22 protein-coding genes are annotated in these 25,816 nt (G+C 64.5%); 11 read left to right on the top strand and 11 right to left on the bottom strand.

The window, feature by feature from the left end; genetic code table 11:
- Positions 1-65: 65 nt before the first annotated feature.
- On the bottom strand, positions 66-776 hold the full coding sequence (locus tag L0U82_RS09945; RefSeq protein ID WP_233830428.1) for a hypothetical protein: 711 nt from the start codon (positions 774-776) through the stop codon (positions 66-68).
- 568 nt (positions 777-1,344) lie between these two features.
- Here L0U82_RS09945 and L0U82_RS09940 point away from each other — a divergent pair.
- The 3 genes from L0U82_RS09940 to L0U82_RS09930 all read left to right on the top strand — a co-directional run bounded on the left by L0U82_RS09940 (position 1,345) and on the right by L0U82_RS09930 (position 4,883).
- A complete protein-coding gene (locus L0U82_RS09940) occupies positions 1,345-3,846 on the top strand; it encodes a penicillin-binding protein 1A (RefSeq protein ID WP_233830427.1) in 2,502 nt (833 codons plus the stop codon).
- Between the two features lie 237 nt (positions 3,847-4,083).
- The gene (locus L0U82_RS09935; RefSeq protein ID WP_326489718.1) at positions 4,084-4,608 is read left to right on the top strand and encodes a DUF2778 domain-containing protein; all 525 of its coding nucleotides are present in this window, start codon (positions 4,084-4,086) and stop codon (positions 4,606-4,608) included.
- Positions 4,605-4,883, top strand: coding sequence for a hypothetical protein (locus L0U82_RS09930; protein ID WP_233830426.1), 279 nt, complete (start codon positions 4,605-4,607; stop codon positions 4,881-4,883). The genes L0U82_RS09935 and L0U82_RS09930 overlap by 4 nt, the downstream gene beginning before the upstream one ends.
- 485 nt (positions 4,884-5,368) lie before the next feature.
- Here L0U82_RS09930 and L0U82_RS09925 read toward each other — a convergent pair whose 3' ends face one another.
- The 3 genes from L0U82_RS09925 to L0U82_RS09915 are packed head-to-tail and all read right to left on the bottom strand — an operon-like array spanning position 5,369 to position 11,314.
- A complete protein-coding gene (locus tag L0U82_RS09925) occupies positions 5,369-7,018 on the bottom strand; it encodes an efflux transporter outer membrane subunit (protein ID WP_233830425.1) in 1,650 nt (549 codons plus the stop codon).
- Between the two features lie 25 nt (positions 7,019-7,043).
- On the bottom strand, positions 7,044-10,172 hold the full coding sequence (locus L0U82_RS09920) for an efflux RND transporter permease subunit (protein WP_233830424.1): 3,129 nt from the start codon (positions 10,170-10,172) through the stop codon (positions 7,044-7,046).
- A complete protein-coding gene (locus L0U82_RS09915; RefSeq protein ID WP_233830423.1) occupies positions 10,169-11,314 on the bottom strand; it encodes an efflux RND transporter periplasmic adaptor subunit in 1,146 nt (381 codons plus the stop codon). The genes L0U82_RS09920 and L0U82_RS09915 overlap by 4 nt, the downstream gene beginning before the upstream one ends.
- A 219-nt stretch (positions 11,315-11,533) precedes the next feature.
- On the opposite strand from L0U82_RS09915, the gene L0U82_RS09910 reads away from it, so the two are divergent.
- Entirely contained in the window at positions 11,534-12,151 is a 618-nt protein-coding gene (locus L0U82_RS09910; protein ID WP_233830422.1) for a TetR/AcrR family transcriptional regulator, read from the top strand.
- A gap of 89 nt (positions 12,152-12,240) precedes the next feature.
- Here the strand turns inward: L0U82_RS09910 and L0U82_RS09905 are convergent, their stop codons facing one another.
- Positions 12,241-12,453: a hypothetical protein gene (locus tag L0U82_RS09905; protein ID WP_233830420.1), complete on the bottom strand. Its 213-nt coding sequence runs from the start codon at positions 12,451-12,453 to the stop codon at positions 12,241-12,243.
- 259 nt (positions 12,454-12,712) lie between these two features.
- On the opposite strand from L0U82_RS09905, the gene L0U82_RS09900 reads away from it, so the two are divergent.
- The gene (locus L0U82_RS09900; protein ID WP_233830419.1) at positions 12,713-13,780 is read left to right on the top strand and encodes a LysR family transcriptional regulator; all 1,068 of its coding nucleotides are present in this window, start codon (positions 12,713-12,715) and stop codon (positions 13,778-13,780) included.
- Between the two features lie 42 nt (positions 13,781-13,822).
- Here L0U82_RS09900 and L0U82_RS09895 read toward each other — a convergent pair whose 3' ends face one another.
- From L0U82_RS09895 to L0U82_RS09870, 6 genes are all read right to left on the bottom strand, one after another.
- A complete protein-coding gene (locus L0U82_RS09895) occupies positions 13,823-14,053 on the bottom strand; it encodes a DUF2795 domain-containing protein (protein WP_233830418.1) in 231 nt (76 codons plus the stop codon).
- Positions 14,054-14,251: 198 nt separating this feature from the next.
- The gene (locus tag L0U82_RS09890; protein WP_233830417.1) at positions 14,252-14,506 is read right to left on the bottom strand and encodes a hypothetical protein; all 255 of its coding nucleotides are present in this window, start codon (positions 14,504-14,506) and stop codon (positions 14,252-14,254) included.
- 219 nt (positions 14,507-14,725) lie between these two features.
- On the bottom strand, positions 14,726-16,063 hold the full coding sequence (locus L0U82_RS09885) for a C45 family autoproteolytic acyltransferase/hydolase (protein ID WP_233830416.1): 1,338 nt from the start codon (positions 16,061-16,063) through the stop codon (positions 14,726-14,728).
- Positions 16,064-16,223: 160 nt separating this feature from the next.
- Complete coding sequence (locus L0U82_RS09880) at positions 16,224-17,957, bottom strand: ClcB-like voltage-gated chloride channel protein (protein WP_233830415.1); 1,734 nt, start codon at positions 17,955-17,957, stop codon at positions 16,224-16,226.
- A gap of 112 nt (positions 17,958-18,069) precedes the next feature.
- The gene (locus L0U82_RS09875) at positions 18,070-18,807 is read right to left on the bottom strand and encodes a glutathione S-transferase (protein ID WP_233830414.1); all 738 of its coding nucleotides are present in this window, start codon (positions 18,805-18,807) and stop codon (positions 18,070-18,072) included.
- A 202-nt stretch (positions 18,808-19,009) separates the two neighbouring features.
- Positions 19,010-20,119, bottom strand: a complete 1,110-nt coding sequence (locus tag L0U82_RS09870) for a YeiH family protein (protein WP_233830413.1) — start codon at positions 20,117-20,119, stop codon at positions 19,010-19,012.
- 125 nt (positions 20,120-20,244) lie between these two features.
- Here L0U82_RS09870 and L0U82_RS09865 point away from each other — a divergent pair, with 125 nt between their 5' ends.
- The 6 genes from L0U82_RS09865 to L0U82_RS09840 all read left to right on the top strand — a co-directional run bounded on the left by L0U82_RS09865 (position 20,245) and on the right by L0U82_RS09840 (position 25,810).
- On the top strand, positions 20,245-21,150 hold the full coding sequence (locus tag L0U82_RS09865) for a LysR family transcriptional regulator (RefSeq protein ID WP_233830411.1): 906 nt from the start codon (positions 20,245-20,247) through the stop codon (positions 21,148-21,150).
- A 184-nt stretch (positions 21,151-21,334) separates the two neighbouring features.
- A complete protein-coding gene (locus tag L0U82_RS09860; RefSeq protein ID WP_233830409.1) occupies positions 21,335-22,120 on the top strand; it encodes a sugar phosphate isomerase/epimerase family protein in 786 nt (261 codons plus the stop codon).
- A gap of 187 nt (positions 22,121-22,307) precedes the next feature.
- Positions 22,308-23,291: a sugar kinase gene (locus tag L0U82_RS09855; RefSeq protein ID WP_233830408.1), complete on the top strand. Its 984-nt coding sequence runs from the start codon at positions 22,308-22,310 to the stop codon at positions 23,289-23,291.
- Positions 23,288-23,533 (top strand): hypothetical protein, encoded by a 246-nt coding sequence (locus tag L0U82_RS09850; RefSeq protein WP_233830407.1) that lies wholly within the window; start codon positions 23,288-23,290, stop codon positions 23,531-23,533. Before L0U82_RS09855 ends, L0U82_RS09850 begins: the two co-directional genes overlap by 4 nt.
- Positions 23,534-23,544: 11 nt before the next feature.
- Positions 23,545-24,840: an MFS transporter gene (locus L0U82_RS09845; protein WP_233830406.1), complete on the top strand. Its 1,296-nt coding sequence runs from the start codon at positions 23,545-23,547 to the stop codon at positions 24,838-24,840.
- 4 nt (positions 24,841-24,844) lie between these two features.
- On the top strand, positions 24,845-25,810 hold the full coding sequence (locus L0U82_RS09840) for a 2-hydroxyacid dehydrogenase (RefSeq protein ID WP_233830405.1): 966 nt from the start codon (positions 24,845-24,847) through the stop codon (positions 25,808-25,810).
- The last annotated feature ends 6 nt before the right edge of the window (positions 25,811-25,816 follow it).

Genomic DNA, 25,816 nt, shown 5'->3' with positions numbered 1-25,816 from the left:
GCGATACGACGCGAGCTTTTCTATGACGTGTGCTTTTCATAACGCAATTTCGTGACGCAATTCTGTCACGCGAAGCGTCCGCCTTCGGTGCTCGGGTCGCTGCTCGATTCGTCGTCGTCGGAAGTCTCGTCGATGCGCCGGCGTTTCAGCGAATTGCGCAGACGCGCGGGCGTGCCTTCTTGCCGTGGTGGCGATTGCCGCATTGAATCATCGGCTTCGGCGGCTCTCGCGGCGGTGAGACGCGCGACCGCTTCGGCCGTTGCCGCCGCTTCCGCGTCCTGTTCGGCGGCGAGCGCGGCCGCGACGCCGGCGGGCAGCAGCGGGGCGGGCTGGGTTGTGGCGGCGGACGGAGGGTTCACCGTTGTGGCTTTCATGTCGGTTTCGGGAGTGGCTTTGGGGCCACGTTCAGTGCCGTCTTCGGCCGCCGTGGTGCCCGCCATTTGCGCGACAACCGCGGCTTCGGTGGTCCCGCTGGTCTCCGTATCGCCGTCGTCCGCCTCACGCGCCTGCAACGCGGCCGGCAACGCCGCGCGTGCATGGCGCGTGCCACGTGCGACGCGCTGCAGCGCGACGTTCAGCGCATCGGGCGCGCGCGGCGCACGCAGCCGGTCGACGATGCTCGCGGCCTTCACCTGTTCGCTCGTCGCGCCGAAGCTCAGCACCGCGCGCCGCATCAGTTCGCTGACGCTGATGCCCAGATCCTCGGCGGTCGCGGTGATCGCGCGTTTCTGCGCGGTCGTGACGAATACGACGATGCGCTCGCTAGGCTTGGTCATGATCGGCTCGCAGGCTGGGTGATATCGGCGGGACGGCGCGGCGATCCGCGCCGCGTCCGGACCTCCGGACAAGGTACTGGGATCGGTGTTCCGGAACCCTGTGCGCGCATCGGTGCGGTGTCGCGCGCCGGGTTCATCATATGACGAGTTGCCGCGCAGCGAAACGGGCGCGGCGCGAAAATCCCGTGACATCAATGAGTTGTAGTGTTTGCGGGCGCTTTGTCCACAGGCCTTTCAACATTTTCTGTGTATAACCCCGCACAAGCCGCGCATCGCAAGGGGCCACAGCGGGCGCTGCGCGAAATTACAGAGCCTTACCGCGCAGCCGCATCGCGCGAAGGGAATTCTTACAAAAAAACTGCGTTGGACCTCGTGCGATTTCTTTAAAATGCGCTGTTACGTTTGCGCCGGGGCGGGGTTCCAACGGGGTCCGAGGCGTGCCGTGCGGCCGGCCGGGGGCAGGGCTCGCGCGGCGGCGTACGTTCCGGCCAGGATGCTCGATCACGACCATGCCCGCGCGTAAATCGCGGGCAGAAAGGCGTGCAGTTGCACGCCCACTATTCCAGTCATGCCAATCATCAAACGACCGCATTCCTCCCATTCTCCGGCCGGCGAAGACCGGGATTCCGACCAACGCACTTCAGGACGCAATGGCGCTTCGCGCGAACCCGCACGCCGCCGCCGCTCCATCGGCACGTCGCTCGTGCTGTGGTTCTTCGGCCTGATTGCGACGGCCGTCGTGGTGGGCGCGCTGATCGTTGGCTACGCGCTCGTCGTGATGGGGCCGCAATTGCCGTCGCTCGACGCACTCACCGACTATCGGCCGAAAGTGCCGCTGCGCGTCTACACCGCGGATCACGTGCTGATCGGCGAATTCGGCGAGGAGCGGCGCAGCCTCGTGCGCTTCCAGGACATCCCGGACCAGATGAAAAAAGCGGTGCTCGCGATCGAGGACTACCGCTTTTACGAGCACGGCGGCGTCGACTTCATCGGCATTCTGCGCGCCGGTTTCGCCGACCTCGCGCACGGCGGTGCGTCGCAGGGCGCGAGCACGATCACGATGCAGGTCGCGCGCAACTTCTTTCTGTCCAGCGAAAAAACCTATACGCGTAAGGTCTACGAGATGCTGCTCGCGTACAAGATCGAGCGCGCGCTGACCAAGGACCAGATCCTCGAACTGTACATGAACCAGATCTATCTGGGCGAGCGCGCGTACGGCTTTGCCGCGGCCGCGCGCGTGTATTTCGGCAAGGATCTGAAGGACATCACGCTGGCCGAGGCCGCGATGCTCGCGGGCTTGCCGAAGGCGCCGTCCGCGTATAACCCGGTCGTCAATCCGAAGCGCGCGAAGATCCGCCAGGAGTACATCCTGCAGCGCATGCTCGAACTCGGGTACATCACGAAGGACCAGTACGATCAGGCGGTCAAGGAAGAGATCCACACGAAGAATCCGGGCAACGAGTACAGCGTGCACGCCGAGTACGTCGCCGAAATGGTGCGGCAGATGATGTACGCGCAGTACAAGGACGAAACCTATACGCGCGGCCTGAACGTGACCACGACGATCGATTCGGCCGATCAGGATGCCGCCTATAGCGCGGTGCGCAAGGGCGTGATGGATTACGAGCGGCGCCACGGCTATCGCGGGCCGGAAGGCTTCGTGCAACTGCCGGCGCCGGGCGACGATCGCGACCAGACGATCGACGACGCGTTGACCGATCATCCGGACAACGGCGAGATCATCGCCGGCGTCGTGACCGACGCGAATCCGAAGCAGGTGATCGCGCAACTGGTCGACGGCACGCAGGTGACGGTGACGGGCGACGGCCTGCGCTTCGTCGCCGCCGCGCTGAGCCCGCGCGCGAGCGCGGCGCTGCATATCCGGCCGGGCTCGATCGTGCGTCTGATGGCCGACGACAAGGACAACTGGCAGATCACGCAGCTGCCGCAGGTCGAAGGCGCGCTCGTGTCGCTGACGCCGCAGGACGGCGCGATTCGCGCGCTGATCGGCGGCTTCGACTTCAACAAGAATAAATTCAATCACGTCACGCAGGCATGGCGGCAGCCGGGTTCGAGCTTCAAGCCGTTCATCTATTCGGCCGCACTCGACAAGGGGCTCGCGCCGGCGACGATTATCAACGACGCGCCGCTGTATTTCCCGCCGAGCACGCCGGGCGGCGATGCGTGGGAGCCGAAGGACGACGATCAGCCTGATGGCCCGATGTCGATGCGTCTCGCGCTGCAGAAGTCGAAGAACCTCGTGTCGATTCGCATCCTGTCGTTCATCGGCACCAAGTATGCGCAGGACTTCGTCACGCAGCGCTTCGGCTTCGATGCCGACAAGACCCCGCCGTATCTGCCGATGGCGCTCGGTGCGGGGCTCGTCACGCCGCTGCAGTCGGCGGGCGCGTATGCGGTGTTCGCGAATGGCGGTTACCGGATCAATCCGTATCTGATCAGCGAAGTGACCGATGCGCGCGGCGTGCCGATCTCGCGCGCGCAGCCGCTCGTGGCGGGCCGCGACGCGCCGCGTACGCTCGAGCCGCGTAACGCGTACATCATGAACAGCCTGCTGCATTCGGTCGCGACCGCGGGCACCGGCGCGGGTACCAACGTGCTGAAGCGCTCGGACCTGCAAGGCAAGACCGGTACGACCAACGATGCGAAGGACGGCTGGTTCGCCGGTTATCAGCAGACGCTGGTGGCGGTTGCGTGGATGGGCTACGACCAGCCGAAGAGCCTCGGCAGCCGCGAATTCGGCGCGCAGCTAGCGCTGCCGATCTGGGTGGAATTCATGCAGCGCGCGCTACGCGGCGTGCCGCAGTCCGAGCCGGCGCAGCCGGACGGCGTGACGGTGATGAACGGCGAGCTGTACTTCTCCGACATGCTGCCGGGAAGCGGCTTCGTCGCGAGCATCGGCCTTGATTCGGGCAACCCGCTGGCGGGCGCGAGCGATGCGGTGGGTGGCGTCGGGCCGGCCGGCATGACGCCGCCGGTGGTGCCGCCGCCGAGCGTGTCGTCGAGCGAGAAGAAGCAGATCATGGATCTGTTCGAATCGAACAAGCCGTAATCAGGGTGTAGTTCGAAAGCGTTGTCCGATGGGACTCATCGGGGTGTGCCGCGAGAGGTTATTCGTGGTGTGCTTCGGATGAGTCCTTTTTTTTGTATCTTCAATGGCTGCAAGCGAATTCGCTCGCGCATTCAAAAGCGCGGACAGAACTATTCTGAAAAACAAAACTAGTTATTGAGATAAGACGTTTGTCTGTTTTTTGATATAGATTGCGCTGATATAGTGGCCTCCTTTGATATGAATTTGACCATTCGGTACTTCTACCGAATCGCCTATCTGGAGGGCTACATGCTTGAATGTTCATTCAAATTAAACGATAAACCGATGAGCGAATTTAGAATTGGCGTTTTATCGTTTCCTGCTTATTCTGGGCAGGAGCGCTATATCAATAAAGTGTCTCTAACGTGCACGCCGGTATTGGGTGCCATTCCGGTCGGTCGATACTATATTTTTGATCGGAGATCGGGTGGACGGCTCGGTCCATGGAAAGACGCGCTCAACCTGAACGGCAATAACAAGAGCGAATGGTTCGCGCTTCATGCAATCGACGGGAATATCGACGATGACTCGGTTCTTTACAATGACATTCTTCGCGGCCAGTTTCGTTTGCATCCAAAGGGGAGGCCGGGCAGGAGCGAGGGGTGCATAACGATCGACCAGCAAAACGATTGGCAACATATCCGCTCGATACTTACCGATATGCCGAAGGAGGCAGTGCCCGGATCTGAACTAAAAGCGTATGGCGTGGTGACGGTGGCATGAAAACAATCCTGCTCTGGCTGGCTATGGGCGTAGCTTTCGTGCTAGCAATCTCCGCCAATGCAGTCTGGTGGATCTGGCATCCGGATACACCGTTGAACTTTTCAAATCCGCTATGGAAATGGGCGAAACGTATGTATGGCGTCACGACCGCATATCAGGAATCCGATCTGGCCTTCCTGATGTCATCGGCGGCAATCGCGCTTGGGTTCATCGCGATCATGCTGGCCTATCGGCATTGGCGTAAGAGGCGCGGTACGCGAAGACTCCATAGCTAGAGATTTCACAGTCCGCATCACATTTCCGCTCGATCAGCGCGCGAATGGATCGATGCACGAATCTGCCGCGTGCTCAGGTACTTAGTTGCGATCTCCAGGCCTTATCAACAGGTCTTTCAACACATTCTGTGGATAACGGCACGCGCTGTTAGTTTTCTTCCGTCGCGGTCGGCACGATCCGATGTCGCTTCACGCCGCTGCATTCGCACGTACCTCACGACACAAAGCGATTCGCTTCAAGCACTTAAGCGCTTAGCCCCCGCGTTATTCACAGCCCTGTCAACACAAACTGGGGATAACGTCGAGGGCAGCGGGGCGCTTGTCGCCGTGTCCAGTCAACCACGCGACGAGTGCTGTCTCATTTCGTGCCTCGTCGGCAAATCCCCCTACGTTCAATGCGTTAGCCCGCTTTTCAGACAGTTTTCAACAGGCTCATCAACACGAACTGGGGATAAATGCACGGCGCTCCGTAAGCAGTCGCTGGCCTAGTTGGAGGCGGTAGCGTTCGTGGTTCCAGCAGACGCAGAAGCGGCAGTAGATGCACCAGCAGAAGCGCCAGCCGCCGCCTGCGCGACCGGCGGATTCCCCATCGCCTGAAACAGCGCCGCGGTATCGGTCAGGCGCGCGCTCGTATAGCGGATCTCGTCGAGCTGCGCGTTGCGCCATTGCTGCTCGCTCGAACGCGTCGATGCAATCGGCACCGCGCCGAGGCGGTAGCGCGCCGATGTATCGTCGAATACGCCTTGCGCCGCGCGCGCGGCGACGTTCGCGGCATCGAGCGACTGCGCATCGTGTTCGAGCGACGCGAGCGTATCGGCGACGTTCTGGAATGCGGCCAGCACGGTCTGCTTGTACTGCGAGACGGTGGCCTCATACGAGTCCTGCGCCGCACGTCGCTGCGCGACCAGCGCGCCGCCATGAAAGAGCGGCTGCGACAGCGATGCGCCGATGCTCCAGATCGCACCCGCGCCCGACAGCGCGACCGGCCAGCTGAAGCCGCCTTGTCCCATCGACGCGGACAACGACAGGCTCGGGAACATCTGCGCGGTCGCGTACCCGACGTTGGCCGCGGCGGCCTTCAGCGCGGCGTCCGCGGCCTGAATGTCGGGGCGCGAGCGCAGCAATTCCGACGGCACCGCGACCGGCACCTGTTCGGGCAGATGCAACAGCGCGAGATCGATGTCATCGGGCGCGGCATCCGGTGTGCGGCCGAGCAGCACGGCCAACGCGTGACGTGTCGTGAGCCACTGCTGCTTCAGCGCGGGCAGGCTTGCCGACACACTCGCCGCACTCTGCTGCGCGCTCAATAGATCGGCATGCGATACCGCGCCGAGTTCGTAGCGCCGGGCCGTATCGCGTGCCTGGTCGTTGGCGAGTGTGACGAGCCGTTCGGTCGTGTCGATCTGCGCATGCAGCGCGGCACTCGTGATCGTCGCGGTGACGATGTTCGCGGCAAGCGCGCGCCGCGCCGCATCGAACTGGTAGACCTGCACGTTCACGTGCGCGGCGAGCCCTGCGTTCGCGAGACGCTCGGCGCCGAACAGATCGAACGTGTAATGCGCCTGCAACTGGCCGACGAACACGTCGTACAGAAACGTGTTCGGACCGATCTCGGGAATCGCCAGCGCGCGATTGCGGGTGGCTTGACCGCCCGCGTCGATCGTCGGCAGCATCGAGCTGCCGATCTGCGCGCGCAACTGTTCGCGCGCGGCGGCGAGATTCTGATCGGTCGCGGCGAGCGTTGGGCTGTTGCGCAGGCCTTCATCGACAAGCGCATTCAGCGCGTCCGAACGATACAGCTTCCACCATTCGGGCACCGTTGGCGCGCCGGCCACGAACTGCTGCGTGACGCCTTGCGCGGCCACGGTTTGCGTGGGCAGTGGTTCGGCACCGTAGTGCGCGGGTTGCGGCATCGCGGGCGCGTCGCCGTTCGGCCCGAACGAGCAGGCGGCGAGCGCGCACGCGAGACTCACTGCGAACGTGGCGCGGCGCAGCCTCGACAGGCCGCGCGGGCCGGCTGGGGGCGAGGCATTGGCCGGCCCGAATGCACCGGACAGCGCCGACGGATCACCTGCATCAGATGGACCGAAAGAAACGCACGAAGCGCTCAAATCGACCCGTGCGGAAGTACCCATACTTTTGCTCATGCCCAGTTGCCCCTCAATTGCCCGTATGCGCGACGCCGGAGCCGGCGGGCGGTGGCGGCTCTCGCTCATCGGTCCGCACGCGGAACGACGTTGCGTACAGCGCGGGCAGATAGAACAGCGTGAGGATCGTCGCGCTCGTGATGCCGCCCATCAGCGCGGTGGCCATCGGGCCGAAGAAATTCGAGCGCAGCAGCGGGATCAACGCGAGCACGGCGGCCGCCGCGGTCAGCGTGATCGGCCGGAAGCGCCGCACCGTCGCGCCGACGATTGCATCGAAACGTTTATGGCCGGCCGCGATGTCCTGCTCGATCTGATCGACCAGAATCACCGAGTTGCGCATGATGATGCCGAACATCGCGATCACGCCGAGCATCGCGACAAAGCCGAACGGCTGGCCGAACAGCAGCAGCGTGAGCACGACGCCGATCAGGCCGAGCGGCGCGGTCAGCACGACCATCAGCACGCGCGCGAAGCTTTGCAGCTGGATCATCAGCAAGGTCAGCACGGCGACCACCATGATCGGAATCTGCGCGTTGATCGATGCCTGGCCCTTGCCGCTTTCCTCGACGGAGCCGCCGATTTCGATCCGATAGCCGACCGGCAGCGTCGCGCGGATCGGGCCGAGCGTGCGGTCCACTGCGTGCGTGACGTCGATACCCTGCGCGCCCGGCGCGACGTCGGATTGCACGGTGATGGTCGGCTGACGGTCGCGCTCCCAGATCACGCCGTATTCGAGCGTGTTGCGTAGAGTTCCAAGCGTGCCGAGCGGCACCGGTCCATTCGGCGTCGGCATCGCGAGCGCGGTGAGTTGCGACGGGTCGACGCGTTCCGCGCGCGGCGCGCGCAGATCGACGCTGATCAGCTTGTCACGCTCGCGATACTGCGTGACCGTGTAGCCGGACAGCGTCATCGCGAGGAAGCTCGAAATGTCTTCCGAGGTCACGCCGAGTTCGCGCGCACGTTTCTGATCGATCTCGAAGTGCACCGAGCGCTCGGCCGGTTCGTCCCAGTCGAACTGTACGTTGCGGGTGCCGTGATTCGCGCGCATCGTCGTGGCAACGCGTTCGGCGATTGAGCGCACGGTCGCGATGTCGTCGCCGCTCACGCGAAACTGCACCGGATAGCCGACCGGCGGCCCGTTTTCGAGGCGCGACAGGCGCGTGCGGATTGCCGGAAAGTTATTCAGCAATTCCGGTTCGAGCCATTGCGCGAGTTTTTCGCGCTCCTTCACCGATTTCGCGGTGATCACGAACTGCGCGAAGTTAGGCTGCTGCAATTGCTGATCGAGCGGCAGATAGAAACGCGGCGCGCCGGTGCCGACGAAGCTCACCGTATGGTCGATTTCAGGGCGGCCCTTCAGCACCTGTTCGAGACGTTTCGCCTGGCGCAGCGTCGCATCGAACGATGCGCCCTCGGGCAACCGCACGTCGACGAGCAGCTCGGGCCGGTCCGAACTCGGGAAAAACTGCTGCGGCACCTGCGAGAAGCCGGCCATCGCGAGTACGAACAGCAGCACCGTGATCGCCAGCACGATGAAGCGCCGCTCGATGCACCAGCCGATCCAGCCGCGCAAACGCGTATAGAAACGCGTGTCGTAGATATCGTGCTCGTGGTCCTCGGGTTCGTGCGCGTGGCGCTTACGCTCCGGCAGCATGTGATAGCCGAGCAGCGGAATCAGCACGACGGCCGCGAGCCACGACGCGATCAGCGCGATCGCCGACACCTCGAAGATCGAGCGCGTGTATTCGCCGGTACTCGATTTCGCGAGCGCGATCGGCAGAAAGCCGGACACGGTGACGAGCGTGCCGGTCAGCATCGGAAACGCGGTGCTGGTGTACGCGAAGGCCGCCGCGCGCGTGCGATTCCAGCCCTGTTCGAGCTTCACCGACATCATTTCGACCGCGATGATCGCATCGTCGACGAGTAGGCCGAGCGCGAGTACCAGCGTGCCGAGCGACACCTTGTGCAAGCCGATGTCGAACAGATACATGCACAGCGCGGTCACCGCGAGCACGACCGGAATCGAAATCACGACGACCATGCCGGTGCGCACGCCGAGTGACACGAGGCTCACGATCAGCACGATCGCCACCGCTTCGGCGACCGCTTCGAGGAAGTCGTCGACCGAACGCGCGACCGCGTGCGGCATGCTCGACACTTCGACGAGCTTTAGACCTACCGGCAGCGCCGCGCGCAATTGCGTCATCTGCTGATCAAGCGCCTTGCCGAGGCGGATCACGTCGCCGCCGGGCTGCATCGTCACGCCGATGCCGAGCACCGGCTTGCCTTCGAAGCGCATCTGCGTGACGACCGGGTCGTCGTAGCCGCGCTTGATCGTTGCGATGTCGCCGAGACGGAATGTGCGGTTGTTGATGCGGATCAGCATGTCAGCGAGCGCGTTGACGTCGTTGAACTGACCGCTCGGGCGCACGAACACGCGGTCGTCGGTGGTGGTCAGCGTGCCCGCGGCGGCGATTGCGTTCTGCCCGTTGATCGCCTGACCGAGCTGTTGCGGCGAGATGCCGAGCCGCGTCAACTGCGTGTTGGCGATCTCGATATAGATGTGCTGATCGGGGTCGCCGAAGTAATCGACCTTGGCGACGCCCGGAACCCGCAGCAGCACCGTGCGCAACTGGTCCGCGTAGTCGTGCAGTTGCGCGGCGGAAAAGCCATCGCCTTCGAGCGTGTAGATATTGGTGTAGACGTCGCCGAATTCGTCGTTGAAGAACGGGCCCTGAATGCCCGACGGCAATGTCGTCGCGATATCGCCGACTTTTTTGCGCACCTGATACCAGGTTTCGGGCACCTCGCTGACCGGCGCCGAATCTTTCATCGTAAAAAAGATCAGCGATTCGCCGGGGCGCGAGTAGCTGCGCACGAAATCGATATACGGCGTTTCCTGCAGCTTGCGGCCGATGCGGTCGGTCACCTGCTCCTGCACCTGGCGCGCGGTGGCGCCGGGCCAGAAGGTGCGGATCACCATTACGCGAAACGTGAAGGGCGGGTCTTCGGACTGCGCGAGCCGCGTGTAGGCGAGGATGCCGAACGCCGTGGCGAGCGCGATCAGGAACACGACCAGCGCCTGATGACGCAGCGCCCACGCAGACAGATTGAAACGTGATTCTTCGGAGGGCGTGCTCATGAAGCGAAGTCCTCGGGATGCAGCGGCGCGATCGCGCGGACTTTCTCGCCGGCGCTCACCGTATGCACGCCTTGCAGCACGACGCTGTCGCCATCTTTCAAACCGTCGCTCACGACGATCGTGCGCTCGTCATAACGCGTGACCGTCACGCGGCGCAGTTCGAGCGTGCTGTCCGCCGCGCGCACGACCCATACGGCGGGCTCGCGGCCTTCGTGGAACAGCGCGGTGACGGGTAGCGTGAACACGCCATGCTGTGCCGATGCAGCGAGCGACACGGCCGGCGTGACATCGGCTGTCATGCCGAGGCGCACGTCGGAGCCGGGGTTCTCGAGCGTCAGGCGCGCGCGCCAGGTGCGGCTTTGCGGATCGGCGGCCGGCGACAGCTCGCGCACCCGCGCGTTGAACTTGCGGTTCGGCAGCGCGGCGAGCGTCACGTTCGCGTTCTGGCCGACCGCGAATGCAGCAAGCGCGCTTTCGGGCACGTCGCACAGCACGTCGACGTCGCCGCTCCACGCGAGGTTGTAGACGGCCTGGCCGGCGGACACGTTCTGCCCGGTGTCGGCCTGCTCCGCGGTGATGACGCCCGCATGACCGGCGACGAGTGTCGTGTACTGGAGCTGGTTCCTCGCGAGCGCCAACTGTTGCTGGGCCTGATCGCGTTGCGCGAGCGCGGATGCATACGCATTGGTGGTCTGTTCGAGCTGAGCCGGCGCAATCAGGTTTTCTTTCGCCTGGGCCTTGTCGCGGTCGAGCTGCTGCTGCGCGTAGACGAGGCTGTGCTGCGCGGCGTCGAGCTGCGCCTGCGCGCTCGCGGCGTTCTTCTGCGCATCGGCCGGATCGAGCAGCGCGACGACTTCGCCGCTCTTCACCGTATCGCCGAGCCGCACGCGCCGCTCGATGATCTTGCCGCCGACGCGGAACGACAGCGGCGTCGCATAGCGCGACTGCACTTCGCCGGGCAGCGATGCCGCCTGCAGCGCCTGACCGTCCGCGTGCACCGCGACGGCGACCACCGGCCGCGGCGCGGGCGCCACGGCCTCCTTCTTCGAGCAGGCCACGAGCGACAGCGCGCCAGCCAGCGCGAGCGCGCCGAGGAGGCCAGACAGACCGCGTTGCAGATGAGGGGGAGACTGCTGATGCATCGCTGACGATGCGGGAGAACCGGAACGCTTCACAAATACCCCAACTGGAGACAGCGAACGAACACGGCAAGCCGCGGCGGCCCGCCCATGAGGAGCTGTATGTCAGCTCATGCAATTGGCATACAGGTATGGCTTGGAATGATGCAGTGCATTCTAATACACGGCTGTATTTGAATGTATGCGTGAATTCGGATTCTTTTCGATGCTAGACTGGCGCCCATGAAACGGCAAAGATTGACCAGAGAGCAAAGTAAGGATCAGACGCGCGAGCGTCTGCTCGATGCTGCACAGACGACTTTCATCAAGAAAGGTTTCGTCGCGACGAGCGTCGAGGATATCGCCGAGGCCGCCGGCTATACGCGCGGCGCGTTCTATTCGAACTTCCGTAGCAAGAGCGAACTGTTTCTGGAGCTGCTGCGTCGCGATCACGAAACGATGCAGGCGGGCCTGCACGCTATCTTCGAGAGCGCGGCGTCACGTGAGGAGATGGAAGCGCGCGTGCTCCACTACTACAGCACGATTCATCGCGAGAACAGGTGCTTCCTGCTGTGGATCGAGGCGAGGCTGCTCGCGGTGCGCGACGGTCGCTTCCGGCTGCGTTTCAACGCCTTCATGCACGAGAAGGTCGAGCAGCTGAGCGCGTATGTACGGGAATTTTCGGAGCGGGTCGGCACGCCGATGCCGATGCCGGCCGAGCAACTGGCGATCGGTCTGATGGGGTTGTGCGACGGCGTGCAGTTTTTCTACACGGTCGATCCGCAGAATGTGCCGACTGAAATGGCGGAGACGGTGCTGGCGGGATTTTTCGCGCGCGTGGTGTTTGGGCGCAATGCGTGAGCGTCAGGCGCCGCGCGTGCGCGAATGCGCAAACGCGCGATCCTTCGGGACCGCGCGAGGTGAATCATAGACGACGAGAAATATAAGAATCAGTCGGTCGGCAATTGCGCGCAAACATCGACAGCGGGTGCCGTGCAGGCGAATGCGTATTGGCCGCCATCGCTCAGGATTTTCTCTCCGGCGTGCAGCGCGACCTTGATGTCGGGGCAGCGTTCGTAACCGATGTAAGCCGAACTGGCCGCGGCGGACCAGCAAACCAGCGAGAAGGCGACTTTTTCCAGAATTTGAAAACGATGTGTCATAGCGGTGATTTCCTTTGGCCGCTATGTTACCAGTTTCCTAGGGTTTATACCTAGCTAATACCCACAATAGACGTCGAAATAGTGGTGCGTCAGACACACCGCGTCAAACCTGACCGGAATGTCATTTGCAGGTCAGTATTGGGACATGTCGCGTCGATACAATCGGCTTCGTTGGGCAAACCCGCGCGCGTCGTTGCAGCACGGGTCGACAGGCGGCAAGGTTGCGCCGGCCCGGCTTTACCGACGCAGGAGTCGTCCCATGAATCAACTGCAGTCGATGCGCGTGTTCGTCAAGGTGGCGGACCTCGGCAGTTTCGTCGGTGCCGCGGGTGCGCTGGATCTGTCCACCGCGGTGGTCACGCGCCATGTGGCGGATCTGGAAGCGCGCCTCGGCACGCGGCTGCTCAATCGCACCACGCGCCGTCTTTCGCTGACCGAATCCGGCTCGACCTATTTAGAGCGTGTGCGCCATATCCTCGCCGATCTCGAAGGCGTCGAGCAGATGGTGGTCGCGCGCAATCACGAGCCGGTCGGCACGCTGCGTATCGTCGCGCCGGTCGTGTTCGGGCTGCATAGCCTCGCGCCCGTGGTGCAGTCGTATGCGGCGCGTTACCCGGAGGTCTTGCCGGATGTCACGCTGGCCGATCGCCAGGTCGATCTGGTCGAGGAGGGCTTCGACGTCGGCATCCTCGTCGCACGGCATATGCGCAGCGCGAGCATCGTCACGCGGCGGCTGACGACCGGCTACATGATGGTCTGCGCGACACCCGCTTATCTGGCGCAGCACGGCACGCCGACGCGCCCCGAAGATCTTCTCAAGCATCCGAGCCTGAGTCGGCCGTCCGAACAGGGTGGCGAGGAGCGCGTGTTCGTTGGGCCGGATGGCGAGGTGCGGGTACGGCCGGTCAATGCGATTGCGGCGAACAATACCGAGATGCTGCGGCAGTTTGCATTGCTGGGCATGGGCGTCGCGATTCTGCCGAGCTATCTGGTCGACCGCGATCTGGCTTCGGGACGGCTCGTGCGTCTGCTCGACGACTACCGTCTGCCGCCGATCGAAATCACCATTGCGTATCCGAGCCGGCTGCATCTGCCGGCGAAGGTGCGCACTTTCATTGACCACCTGGTCGAACATTTCCAGCCAGGCAGCGAGCCGGCGCGCGATTCACGCCGTATCGCGTCGACGCATGCGGTCGCGCGCACGGCCGAGCCGGATCCGGTCGCTGCAACTGCAATGGCTGATGAGGATGTGCTTGAAGCGCGCAGGACGACGCGCCGTATGCAGCGCGAACCGCGTACGCGGGTTGCTGCGCCGTCGCAATTCTGACGCAATTCAGAGGCGGTTCCGAGGGTGGGTAGACGCTCGGGCCTAGATCCCGAGCCCGGGACCATAATTGCCGCTGATCAGCCGGGTGACCGACGCGATATCGACGTAGTCCTGTTCCGGCATCCCGTCGAGCATCCCCAGCACCTCATTGCTCGCGCCGGCTTCGCGCGCGGCGTCGACGAGGCCGTCCTTGTTGGTTGGAAACCGGACTTCGCGGAGAACATCGGCGATCTGCAGATCAATCGGTTCACCGGGGATGGCCGAGGCTGTCATGCGCATGCTCCTGTGGCTTGCTGTTGTTATTGCCGCTGCGGGAACGAAAAGAGCCAGAAGGAACGAAAAGGGTACCGCCTCGCGTGCGATCACCCGGAAGCCGGCCAGCCTGAAACCGGCCGCGAATCGCAGCCCTACATCGCGGCCTTACTCCGTCACATTCCAGCACCCATCGCGGCACCCATCGTCAGCACGGCATCAAGTCGTCAGATGCTCGTGCTGGCCAGTCAGGCTGCGCTCCAGATGACGCGACTTCGGCAGCGCAATGTGCTCCCATTGCTGCGGACGGGTGTCGTCGGTGGCTGATACGCCCGGGGCCGGCGGCGCGACCGGCGCGGCATTCGCGCGTTGGGCTAGCGTGCTGGAATCCGTGCTGTCCGGCGCGGTGCGAATCGGCGCGGCAAAGCACGAAGCGGACAGCGTCACCATGATTAACAGTGTCGAGGTTTTCATCGCCCGACCTCCTAAGCTCATGCGGCGCTGACAGTTGAGCAAGCCCTGTGCCGTCCCCGCGTCGAAAGGAAAGCGCAAGCCACAGGCGGTGCGGCGCTGCGCGGCCCAGGCTCATCTACCATGTTAGATGGCAAATGCTGCAAGGCCCGCGCGTTTGCGACAAAACCGTATTGTAGATTTCAGATAATGGCACGAATGCGGCACGCCGGGGTAGCGCCGCTATCTGAGCGCGTCGAAGCGCGTCCATGGCCACGATGGCCGGTCGCGCATATAGCCGTTCAGCCAGTTCCACTGCGGATGCCGCTTCATGAACGCCTGCGCGTCGAACGGCCGCCCGCACGGATGACCCCAGCGCGCGGTGAACGCCATCGCGCGCGCCATTTCGCTGTCGGCCACCTTGCCGTCGTTCGCGCCCCACGGGTTGAACGGCCCGTGATCGGTGCCGCCGAAACGTGCGTCGTCGAGTTCGAGATGCCCGCAGATCGTGCGTGAACACGGATTGTCGTTGCGATCGAGATAGACGTCGTGGTGATCGGCGATCATCGCCTTCGCGAGTTCCGCATCGATGCTGCCGCGATGCATTTCCTCGAGCTGCATGAAACGCAGGCGTCGCGCGCCGTTCTTGCGCACGTCCGTGTAGTCCTCGCCTTCGCCGATGCATTCCTGGTTGCGAATCTTCAGATCTGTTGCGGTGTTATAGCCGCTGTAAAAGCCGTTCTTCGTGGTCTCGAAGCCGGAGTAGTGCAGCCCCAGTTCATAGCGCGCGATCTCGCCGGTCTTGGTGTCGCCGAGCAGCCAGCTGTTGGCATAACCGCCGTTGTTCGCGAGCGAAAACATCTCGCACCATTCGCCAATGCTGTTCGCGTACTGCGATGCGCGCCGCGAGCGATAGAACTCGGGCGCGCCCGCCGCGTTGTAGCCGGCAAAATTCGAGATCGTCGTTTCGGTGACCATCAGGCCGGCCGCCGTGATCCAGAAATCGGTGAGGCTCGAAATGCAGCCCGGCAGGCCTTGCATCAGGATGCGGTTGCCGCGGTCCGGCACGATGTCGAACACGACGTTGAACGCGTCGCCCGCCGCATAGCGGTCCCACGAGTTGTGCGCCATCACGATGCGGCCGTCGCGCGTCGCGTTGCCGGTCGCGATGAACGCGCTGCAATGATGGCCGCGCCGCCCGCGCCACGGTCTCGCGCCGAGTTGCGGTTGCTGCTGCGCGGCATGCGCCGGCCACCAGCTTTGCAGCAGATCCATATAGCCATTCCACGCGAGCACTTCGGCGAACGGCAACTGCGCGCCATCGGCGATGCCCTGGATTTCATCGGCGAATTCGCTGTCGAGCTTGCTCGCGAACTGATTCGTCGCGGCTTCGACGAAGGTGTCGAAGTCCTCGCCGGTATCCCATTTCGCGAGGTAGCGGGCGGTGCGGATCGCGTTTCTGATTTCGGCGGCGAGCAACTGGCCGTGCTGCTCACCGCGATCGTAGGGCTCGCCTTCGATATGCACGAAGATCCAGCCTGCCTCGTCACGGCGCACGGCCTCGGGGGACGGTTCGCTCATGTTCGCTCCGATCGCACGGGGCGCTTTCGCTACGCCCGCGCTTGCGTCACGCGCGCGCCGACGATGTCGGCGGCGGTCTGACCATTGTAGAAAATCCGTAGCGTTTTGCATCGCGCAGCGGCGTGCCGCACTGAGCACGAGCCGCGGCGTGCGCCGGACCTCAGCGCGACGGATTCATGCGGAAGTACGCATCGAGCAGCGAGGTCTTGTAGACCACGCCGGCGAGCTTCGGATGCGCGGTGCTTTCGATCACCGGCAGACGTTCGCCCTGAAACGCCATGAAGTGCTGCAGCGCGGCGCCGAGCGACATGTCCGGCGTCAGCACGTCGAAATGCGGCTGCAGATAGTCGGCGGCGGTTTTCGCCGCCGTGTCGCGATTGTCGAGCAGATCGGAGGTGATGTCCTTCAGCGCGACCACGCCGAGAAACGCGCCGGAATCGTTCGCCACGTATAGATACTTGACCGGATATTCGAGGAACACCCGCGTCATATCCTGCACGGTCGCGTTCGGCGGCACGACCGTTTGCGCGGGGCGGATCAGCTCGCGCATCTGCGTCGCGCGCAGCCGCGAGCGCTCCTGTTCCTCGCGGTTGCGGCGCAGCGTGATCTCATACATCGAGGTCTTGCCGATCGCGCGTGCGATGAAATACGCGACCACGCACGACACCATCAGCGGCAGCACGACCTGATAGCTCAAGGTCATCTCGAAGATCATCAGGATCGCCATCAGCGGTGCCTGAGTCGCGCCCGCGAGGAACGCGCCCATGCCGACCATCGCATACGCGTACGACGCGGACGTCGCATGCGGCCACAGTTCGTTCATCCCCTGGCCAAACAGCGCGCCGACCGCCGCGCCGACGAACAGCGTCGGCGTGAAGACCCCGCCGACCGCGCCGGAGCCGGCCGTCGCGGCGGTCGCCGCGAGCTTGCACACCAGCACCAGCACGAGCGCGGACCACGTCCACGGCGAATGCAGGATCGAGTTCACGACGCTGTAGCCGTTGCCCCACACCTCGGGTTCGCCGACCGAGATGATGCCGACGATCAGGCCGCCGAGCGCGAGCCGCAACGGCAGAGGGATCGGCAGCTTGCGAAAGCTCGCCTTCGACGCATCGAGCAGCCGCAGGAACTGCGGCGCGGCCGCGCCGCACAGCGCGCCGAGCGCGACGAACAGCAACACTTCGACGCCGGTCACGGTCGGGAACACTGGCATCTCGTATGGCGGCTTGTAGCCGGCGAATTCGCGCATTGTGATGTTGGCGACGACCGCCGAGACCAGCACCGGCCCGAAGCTTTCCATCGCGATTGAGCCCAGCACGATCTCGGTGACGAAGAACGCGCCCGCGATCGGCGCGCTATACGCGGAGGTGATACCGGCCGCCGCGCCGCATGCCACCAGCAGGCGCAGCCGCGGCGGATCGAAGTGAACCCAGCGGCCGATCAGCGACGACGCGAGTGCCGCGAGCTGCACCATCGGACCTTCACGGCCGATCGAGCCGCCGCTCGCGATCGTGAACAGCGACGACACGCTGCGCCACAGGCTCAGCCGCACCGGCACGACGCCGTCGCCGATCGCGACCGCTTCCATGTAGTCGGTGTGCGCGTGTTTGTCGGCGTGACGCCGCGCGATCAGCAGAAACAGCCCGGCGACCAGACCGCCGGCGGCCGGCAGCCAGATACGCGTGGTCCACGGCAGGCTGCGCGCGATTTCGACGAAGCTGCCGCCGCGGCCGGTCATCACGAATTGCAGCACTTCGATGCCGCGGCGAAACACGATGGTCGCGAACGCGCCGGCGATGCCGACGACGACCGACCAGATCAGCATCGTATGAGCTTCGGACAGCCGGAAAATGCGTTGGGCGCGGGTGCGCAGCTTCAGCAGGAATGAAAGCACGTCGACGGTACGGGGCTTGAAAGAAAGTTGAAAAACGCGCGCCGCAACGACAGCGCGCCCGCCTCGAATGGCGGGCGCGCTGCGATGCGCGAGCGTGGCTTGGCGGCGTGGGTCAAGTCGCCGCCTTGTCGAGTTCCGGATAGTGCCGGAAGATGCAGGCCTCGTTATGAGCGATGCGCCGGTTCGAATCCAGATACGCGGCGATGTTCGGTCTTGCGATCACCATGTCGTGCAGCGCGGCGAGCCGCGGATAGTGCTCGCCGAAGCGCTTCAACGCGCGTGGAAACGCATACAGCAGCCCGTCGATCAGCTGGAACATCGACAGGTCGACGTAAGTCAGCGTGTCGCCGACGAGAAAGCTGTCGCCGGCCGGATTCTGTTTCAGCACGCGCTCGAAGTACGACATGAACTTCGGGATCCGCTGATCGATGAAATCGTGCGCGCGCACTTTCGCGGCGTCTTTCTGATCCTCGTAGTAAAGGCCGCTCGAGAGCGGATGGTGAGTGTCGTGCGCTTCGGTGACGACATCGGCGATCGTCAATTGCAGGCCGTTCGCGACATAGCGCAGGCTCTCGACCGCGGGCGCGAGATTCAGCCGCGGGCCGAGATAGAACAGGATGTTGGCGGTCTGCGAGATCACCAGATCGCCGTCTTTCAGAAACGGCGGCGCGAACGGCGGGTAGGGTTCGTCGGCGCTGTCCATCACGGTCATCATCGCGCCGCTGCCGAGACCCTTCGACGGCTTGCCGCGCGCGACCTCCACATAGTCGACGCGGGCTTCCTCTAGAGCAAGCCGCACGAATTCGCCGCGGCCTTGCAGGCCGTCCCAGTAATACAGTTCCAAGCTCATCGATCGATCCTCATTCCGGTCGCCCAGGCGCGCCGCGTGAGAGCAGCCATCAGCGTGATCATTCGCGCGACGCGTGGGCGGGTTGCGGGAGCAAAGTTCGCAGCAACGAGTATGCCGTGTGATCGGCCCGGATGGGGTGCCAGAATGCGCAAAACCCCGCGCGCGGCGGGGTGTCGGTGAAGAAGGGGTAAGCCCGAGCGGCCTACCGGAACAGGTACTGGACGGCCCATGTGATGCCGAGTCCACCGGCAATCAGCCACACGTACAGGATCAGACCGGTTGTCAGTGCTCGCGGGCCGGCTTCGCGAATCTGCGAGATCCGGGTTTCAATGCCGAGCGCGGTCATCGCCATCGTCAGCGCGAACGTGTCGAGCAGGTTCAGCGTCGACGTCGCGCTCTGCGGCAGTACGTGCAGCGAGTTGATCACGACGCAGGCGAGAAAGCCGAGCGCGAACCAGGGAATCGCGAGCTTGCGGGGAGCGTTGCCGGCGGCGCTATCGCTGCCGTCCGCGCTGCCTTCCTTCGCACCGCGTGCCGCGCGGTTCACCCACAGGCCGACCACCAGCAGCACCGGCACCAGCAACATCACGCGGGTCATCTTGACGATCGTCGCTATATGCGTCGCTTCCGGGCTCACGTTGCTCGCCGCGCCGACCACCTGCGCGACCTCGTGGATCGTGCCGCCGAAGAACAGGCCCGCGCCGACCGTATCGAGATGCAGCCAGCCCGCCTTGAACAGAACCGGATAGAGGAACATCGACAGCGTACCGAACAGCACGACGCTGCCGACCGCCATCGCGCTCTTGTGCGGCTTCGATTGCAGCGTCGATTCGAATGCGAGCACGGCCGCGGCGCCGCAGATCGCGCTGCCGGCCGCCGTCAGCAACGCGGTGTCGCGATCGAGCTTCATGATTTTCATGCCGGCCCATGTGCCGATCACGAGCGTGCTGACGACGATCAGCACCGATTGCGTGAGGCCGGGCAGGCCGACCTGGGCGATTTCCTGCAGGCTCACGCGCAGGCCGAAGAAGGCGACCGCGATGCGCAGCAGCTTGCGCGCCGAGAAGTTGACGCCGGCCGCCCAGCTGGCCGGCATGCCGTCGCGCAGCGCGTTGCCGTAGATCGCCCCGGCGACGATGCCGACGATCAGCGGGCTCAGGCCGAGCCCCGCGATCGCGGGAATCGCGGCGATCCGCGTGACGGCGGCGGCGAACAGCGCGACGAACAGCACGCCGTTGAGCTGGCCGCGAGTGGAAAGCGCCGGCGACGCGGCGACGGGTGTGGCGCTGAGCGGAGCGGTGGGTGTCGACATGATCGTTGCCTATCGGTTTGACTGGCGTGATTGATTTCAATAGGGCTAATCCTAAATTAGATATATCGATATGAAAAATCGTGATTTAGAATGTGAAATATCGGACCAGTGGATATTTCTTCGAGATGACCCCGGATCAACTTATAACGTTCGCCGCCGTCGCCGAGCATCGCAACATCAGCCGGGCGGCGGTCGCGCTGCATCTGTCGCAGCCGGCGGTGTCCGGCCAGTTGCGGCAATTGCAGGATGAATTCGGCGAGCCGCTGTATCAGCGCGACGGCCGTGGCGTGCGTCTGACGCCCGCCGGTGAGCAACTGGCGAGCTATGCGTCGCGGTTGCGCGATACCTGGCGGCAGGCGCATGCGTATCGCGATGCGTTGCGCGGGCTCGAGCAGGGCACGCTGCGAATCGGCGCGAGCACGACGCCGGCGAGCTATCTGCTGCCTTATCTGATCGCCGAATTCCACCGCCGCTATCCGGACGTGACCGTGCAGGCCGCCGACGGCAACACGACCGAGATCGTCAGCGCGCTCGGTTCGGTCGATATCGCGATGGTCGAGGGCCCGCCCGGCGACGATCTGCTGCCCGACACCGCGGTGCATGCGTGGCGCGAGGACGAAATCGTCGCGATCATGCCGAGCGCGCATCCGCTCGCGCAGCAGGCAACCGACGGGCGGATCGGCCTCACGGCGTTCGGCGCCTGGCCGCTGGTGCTGCGCGAGGCGGGCTCGGGCGTGCGGCAGACCGTCGAGCGCGCGTTCGCGCGCGCCGGCGTGCCGATGCGCGTGGCGTTGGAGATTGCCGGTGTCGAAGGGGTCAAGGAGGCGGTGCGCGCCGGCATGGGTGTCGGCTTCGTATCGGCGATGTCGATGCGCCACGAGAACGGCGCGCTCTGCCTGCTGTCGTTGAGCCCGGAGCCGCTGACGCGCCGGCTGTCGATCCTCGTGCCGCATGCGAGCGCGCCGTCGCGGGTGGTTGAGCGGTTTGTCGCGCTGTGCCTCGCGCAGCAGGAAACGAACGCGGGCGGATGAGCCATGCGTGGGCTCGCGGCGTGGCTTTGCCGCGTGCCCACCGCGCCTGGGGATTTCCTCTATGGCGGGCGAGCGCGCTCCCGCGCACTATTCGCGCATCGGAAGCGCCTCGGCGCTTTTTTTCGAAATACGTTTGGAACCGGTTCCAAACGTTGTTTTCGTAGCAAGAATGACTGGATTTGACATGGTTGATGCAGTGGAGATCGTGATCGTCGCGAGCGCGTTCGGCATGGACGCGGTACGCACGGACGGTCATCTGAAGTGGGCGCAGGTGGCGAAACGGGCCGGCGCGGCGGGTTTCGAAGTGCGCCGCGAACTGTTCGCGAGCGACACGGACGCCGGTTTGTCGCAACTGCGTTCGCTTGGCGCGGCGCTGGCCGACCTCGGCCTGTGGTCGGTGTTCTCGACGCCCGCCACGTTGTACACCGCGCAAGGCCGGCTCGATCGCGACGCACTGCGACTCGCGCTCGACGAAGCAAACGCGCTCGGCGCGCGCTTCGTCAAGCTGCAACTGGGTGCTTTCAAGGGCGCGGCCGAAGGTGCGGAGATTGCTGCGCAAGTCGCCAAAGGGCTGGACGGCACGCGTCCGCGTTTGCTGGTCGAAAACGGCCAACTGGCCGAGGGCGGCTCGCCTGTGCAATTCGTCGGGTTGTTCGAAGCGCTCGCGCGCGAGGGCCATGCCGATGTACTTGGGATGACCTTCGACACCGGCAATTGGGCATGGCTCGACGTCGCGCCGCTCGAGGTGGCCGCGCAGCTTGCGCCGCACGTCGAGTACATCCATTGCAAGACGGTCGCGGGCGAGGGCGCGCGGCGCTTTGCCGTCGCGCCGGCCGGTGATGACGCGCAGTTTCGCGCGCTGTTGGAGCGTCTGCCACGCAAGGTGCCGCGCGGTATCGAGTTTCCGTTCGACACCAGCCGGATCGATGCGGATGCCGCGCATTACGTCGATTGGCTTGCGCGGATTTAGGCGATGGTGAGCCGCGCGTCGCGCGCCTGTTTGACGCGCCGGCGACAGCCGCGAACCCGATGCCAATCGTGATGCAACACCGGCCGCGCGAATCATGAAACCCGTAGCACCCGAAAGTCCGCGCACTACAAGTACGACCCCAGGCACCACGCAAAGCACTACACCAAGCACCACCCAGGAGCCCCGCATGACCCACCCGCACGCAGCCCTCGATGTCATCACCTACGGCGAAGCGATGGCGATGTTCGTCGCCGCCGAAACCGGTCCGCTCGCGGGCGTCGGGCACTTCACGAAGCGCATCGCCGGGGCCGATCTGAACGTCGCGATTGGTTTGTCCCGGCTCGGCTTCAGGGTGGGCTGGATGAGCCGCGTCGGCGACGATTCGTTCGGTCAGTACGTGCGCGACACGCTGACGAAAGAGGGCATCGACCAGAGTTGCGTCAGCACCGACGTGCGCTATCCGACCGGCTTCCAGCTGAAATCGAAAAACGACGACGGCAGCGATCCGGCGGTCGAATATTTCCGCAAGGGCTCGGCGGCGAGCCATCTGTCGCTCGACGATTACGTCGCCGATTACGTGTTGTCCGCGCGTCATCTGCACCTGACTGGCGTCGCGCCAGCGATCTCGGCGAGTTCACGCGAACTGGCGTTCCATCTGGCGCGCGAAATGCGTGCCGCCGGCAAGACGATTTCGTTCGATCCGAATCTGCGTCCGACGCTGTGGCCGTCGCGTGAGGCGATGGTCGAAGGGCTGAACACGCTTGCCGCGCTCGCTGACTGGGTGCTGCCCGGCATCGGCGAAGGCGAGATCCTGACCGGCTACACGCAGCCGGAGGACATCGCGAAGTTTTACCTGGAGCGCGGCGCGCGCGGCGTGATCGTCAAGCTCGGCGCGCAGGGCGCGTACTACCGCACCGCGACCGATGCCGCCGTGATCGCCGGGCAGCCGGTCGACAACGTCGTCGATACGGTCGGTGCGGGCGATGGCTTCGCGGTCGGCGTGATCAGCGCGCTGCTCGAAGGCCGCACGCTCGCGCAGGCGGTCGCGCGCGGCAACCGGATCGGCGCGCTCGCGATCCAGGTAATCGGCGATTCGGAAGGACTACCGCGGCGCGCCGAACTCGATGCGCTTGAACGGGCCGCTGTGTCGGGTCTCGCGAGTGCGGCATGAGCGCGATGCGAGAGGAGCTGGAGTGGAAGCCGAAGCTGGATGGCGTGCGGCAGGGGCGCGGCGATGAACGTGGTGACGAGCGTAGTGATGAATATGGCAACGAACGCATCGCAAGCATGACAGCACCACCACAACAGCACGACAGCAGCGCATCACAATCCGCATCGACAACAACATCGACAACAACACGAGCGCGCCCCACGCGCCCACCCTTTTTCATCATTGTTTCGGGACGCCGTTAAAGGAGACACCCATGACTTCATCGCTTGCGATTGGCCGCTGGTGGACGATCATGCCGATCGTGTTCATCACCTACAGCCTCGCGTATCTGGACCGCGCGAACTTCGGCTTCGCGTCGGCGGCCGGCATCAACGAGGACCTCGGCATCAGCAAAGGGCTCGCGTCGCTGATCGGTGCGCTGTTCTTCCTCGGCTATTTCTTCTTCCAGATTCCCGGCGCGATCTATGCCGAGCGCCGCAGCGTCAAGAAGCTGGTGTTCTGGAGTCTGATCCTGTGGGGCGGCTGCGCGGCGCTTACCGGCATGGTCAGCAATATTCCGTCGCTGATGGCGATCCGCTTCGCGCTCGGCGTCGTCGAAGCCGCGGTGATGCCGGCGATGCTGATCTTCATCAGCAACTGGTTCACGAAGAGCGAGCGTTCGCGCGCCAACACGTTCCTGATTCTCGGCAATCCGGTCACCGTGCTGTGGATGTCGGTCGTGTCCGGCTATCTGGTGCATTCGTTCGGCTGGCGCGAGATGTTCATCGCCGAGGGCGCGCCCGCGATCATCTGGGCGATCTGCTGGTGGTTCCTCGTCAAGGACAAGCCCGAGCAGGTGTCGTGGCTCACGCAACAGGAAAAGGACGCGCTCGCGCAGACGCTGCGCGCCGAGCAGGCCGCGATCAAACCGGTGCGCAATTACGGCGAGGCGTTCCGCACGCCGGCCGTGATCAAGCTGAGCGCGCAGTATTTCTGCTGGAGCATCGGCGTGTACGGTTTCGTGCTGTGGCTGCCGTCGATCCTGAAGAATGGTTCGTCGCTCGGCATGGTCGAGACCGGCTGGCTGTCGGCGCTGCCTTATCTGGCCGCGACGATCGCGATGCTTGCAGCTTCGTGGGCATCGGATAAACTCAACCGCCGCAAGGTGTTCGTGTGGCCGTTCCTGCTGATCGGCGCGATCGCATTCGCCGCGTCGTATGCCATCGGCTCGTCGCACTTCTGGTCCTCGTATGCGCTGCTCGTAATCGCGGGCGCCGCGATGTACGCGCCGTACGGCCCGTTCTTCGCGATCGTGCCGGAGCTGCTGCCGAAGAACGTCGCGGGCGGTGCGATGGCATTGATCAACAGCATGGGCGCGCTCGGTTCGTTCGTCGGCTCCTATGTGGTCGGCTATCTGAACGGCGCGACCGGCTCGCCTGCGGCATCGTATGCATTCATGAGCGTGGCGCTGGTCGCCGCGGTGATCCTGACGCTGGCCGTCAAGCCGGCCACCGCCGACACCCGGTCGAAAGGCTCGGCCACGCTCGCCACCCCGTCGCAAGGAAAATAAGCTGATGAAGAAGATCGTCGCCTGGAAGGCGCTGCCCGAGGATGTGCTCTCGTATCTGCAACAGCATGCCGAGGTCGTGCAGGTCGATGCCGCGCGGCACGACGCGCTGGTCGCCGCGCTGCGCGACGCCGACGGCGGTATCGGCGCGAGCGTGACGATCACGCCGGCGATGCTCGAAGGCGCGAGCCGGCTGAAGGCGTTGTCGACGATCTCGGTCGGCTACGACCAGTTCGACGTCGACGACCTCACGCGCCGCGGCATCGTGCTCGCGCACACGCCGGACGTGCTGACCGAATCGACCGCCGACACCGTGTTCTCGCTGATCCTCGCGTCCGCGCGCCGCGTCGTCGAACTGGCCGAATGGGTCAAGGCGGGGCAGTGGCGCGCGAGCATCGGGCCCGCGCAGTTCGGGCTCGACGTGCAGGGCAAGACGCTCGGCATCGTCGGCCTCGGGCGGATCGGCGGCGCGGTTGCGCGGCGCGCGGCGCTCGGTTTCAACATGAAGGTGCTGTACACGAACCGTCATCCGAATCCGCACGCCGAACAGGCCTATGGCGCGCGGCGCGTCGAGTTGGCCGAGCTGCTCGCGAGCGCGGATTTCGTCTGTCTGCAGGTGCCGCTGACGCCGCAGACCCGCCATATGATCGGCGCGGCCGAGCTGCGCGCGATGAAGAAAAGCGCGATCCTGATCAACGCATCGCGCGGCGCGACCGTCGACGAAGCGGCGCTGATCGACGCACTGCAAAGCGGCACGATTCACGGCGCGGGCCTCGATGTGTTCGACACCGAACCGCTGCCGGCCGACTCGCCGCTGCTGAAGCTGCCGAACGTGGTCGCGCTGCCGCATATCGGCTCGGGCACGCACGAGACGCGTCATGCGATGGCGCGCAACGCGGCGGAGAATCTGGTCGCCGCGCTCGACGGCACGTTGACGACGAACATCGTCAATCGTGACGTGCTGAAAAAGTGATGCCGA

Source organism: Paraburkholderia sp. ZP32-5 (genome assembly GCF_021390495.1).
Taxonomy (GTDB): Bacteria; Pseudomonadota; Gammaproteobacteria; order Burkholderiales; family Burkholderiaceae; genus Paraburkholderia.
Note: the sequence above shows the minus strand (reverse complement) of the source record. Positions and strands in the feature narration are given on the sequence as shown.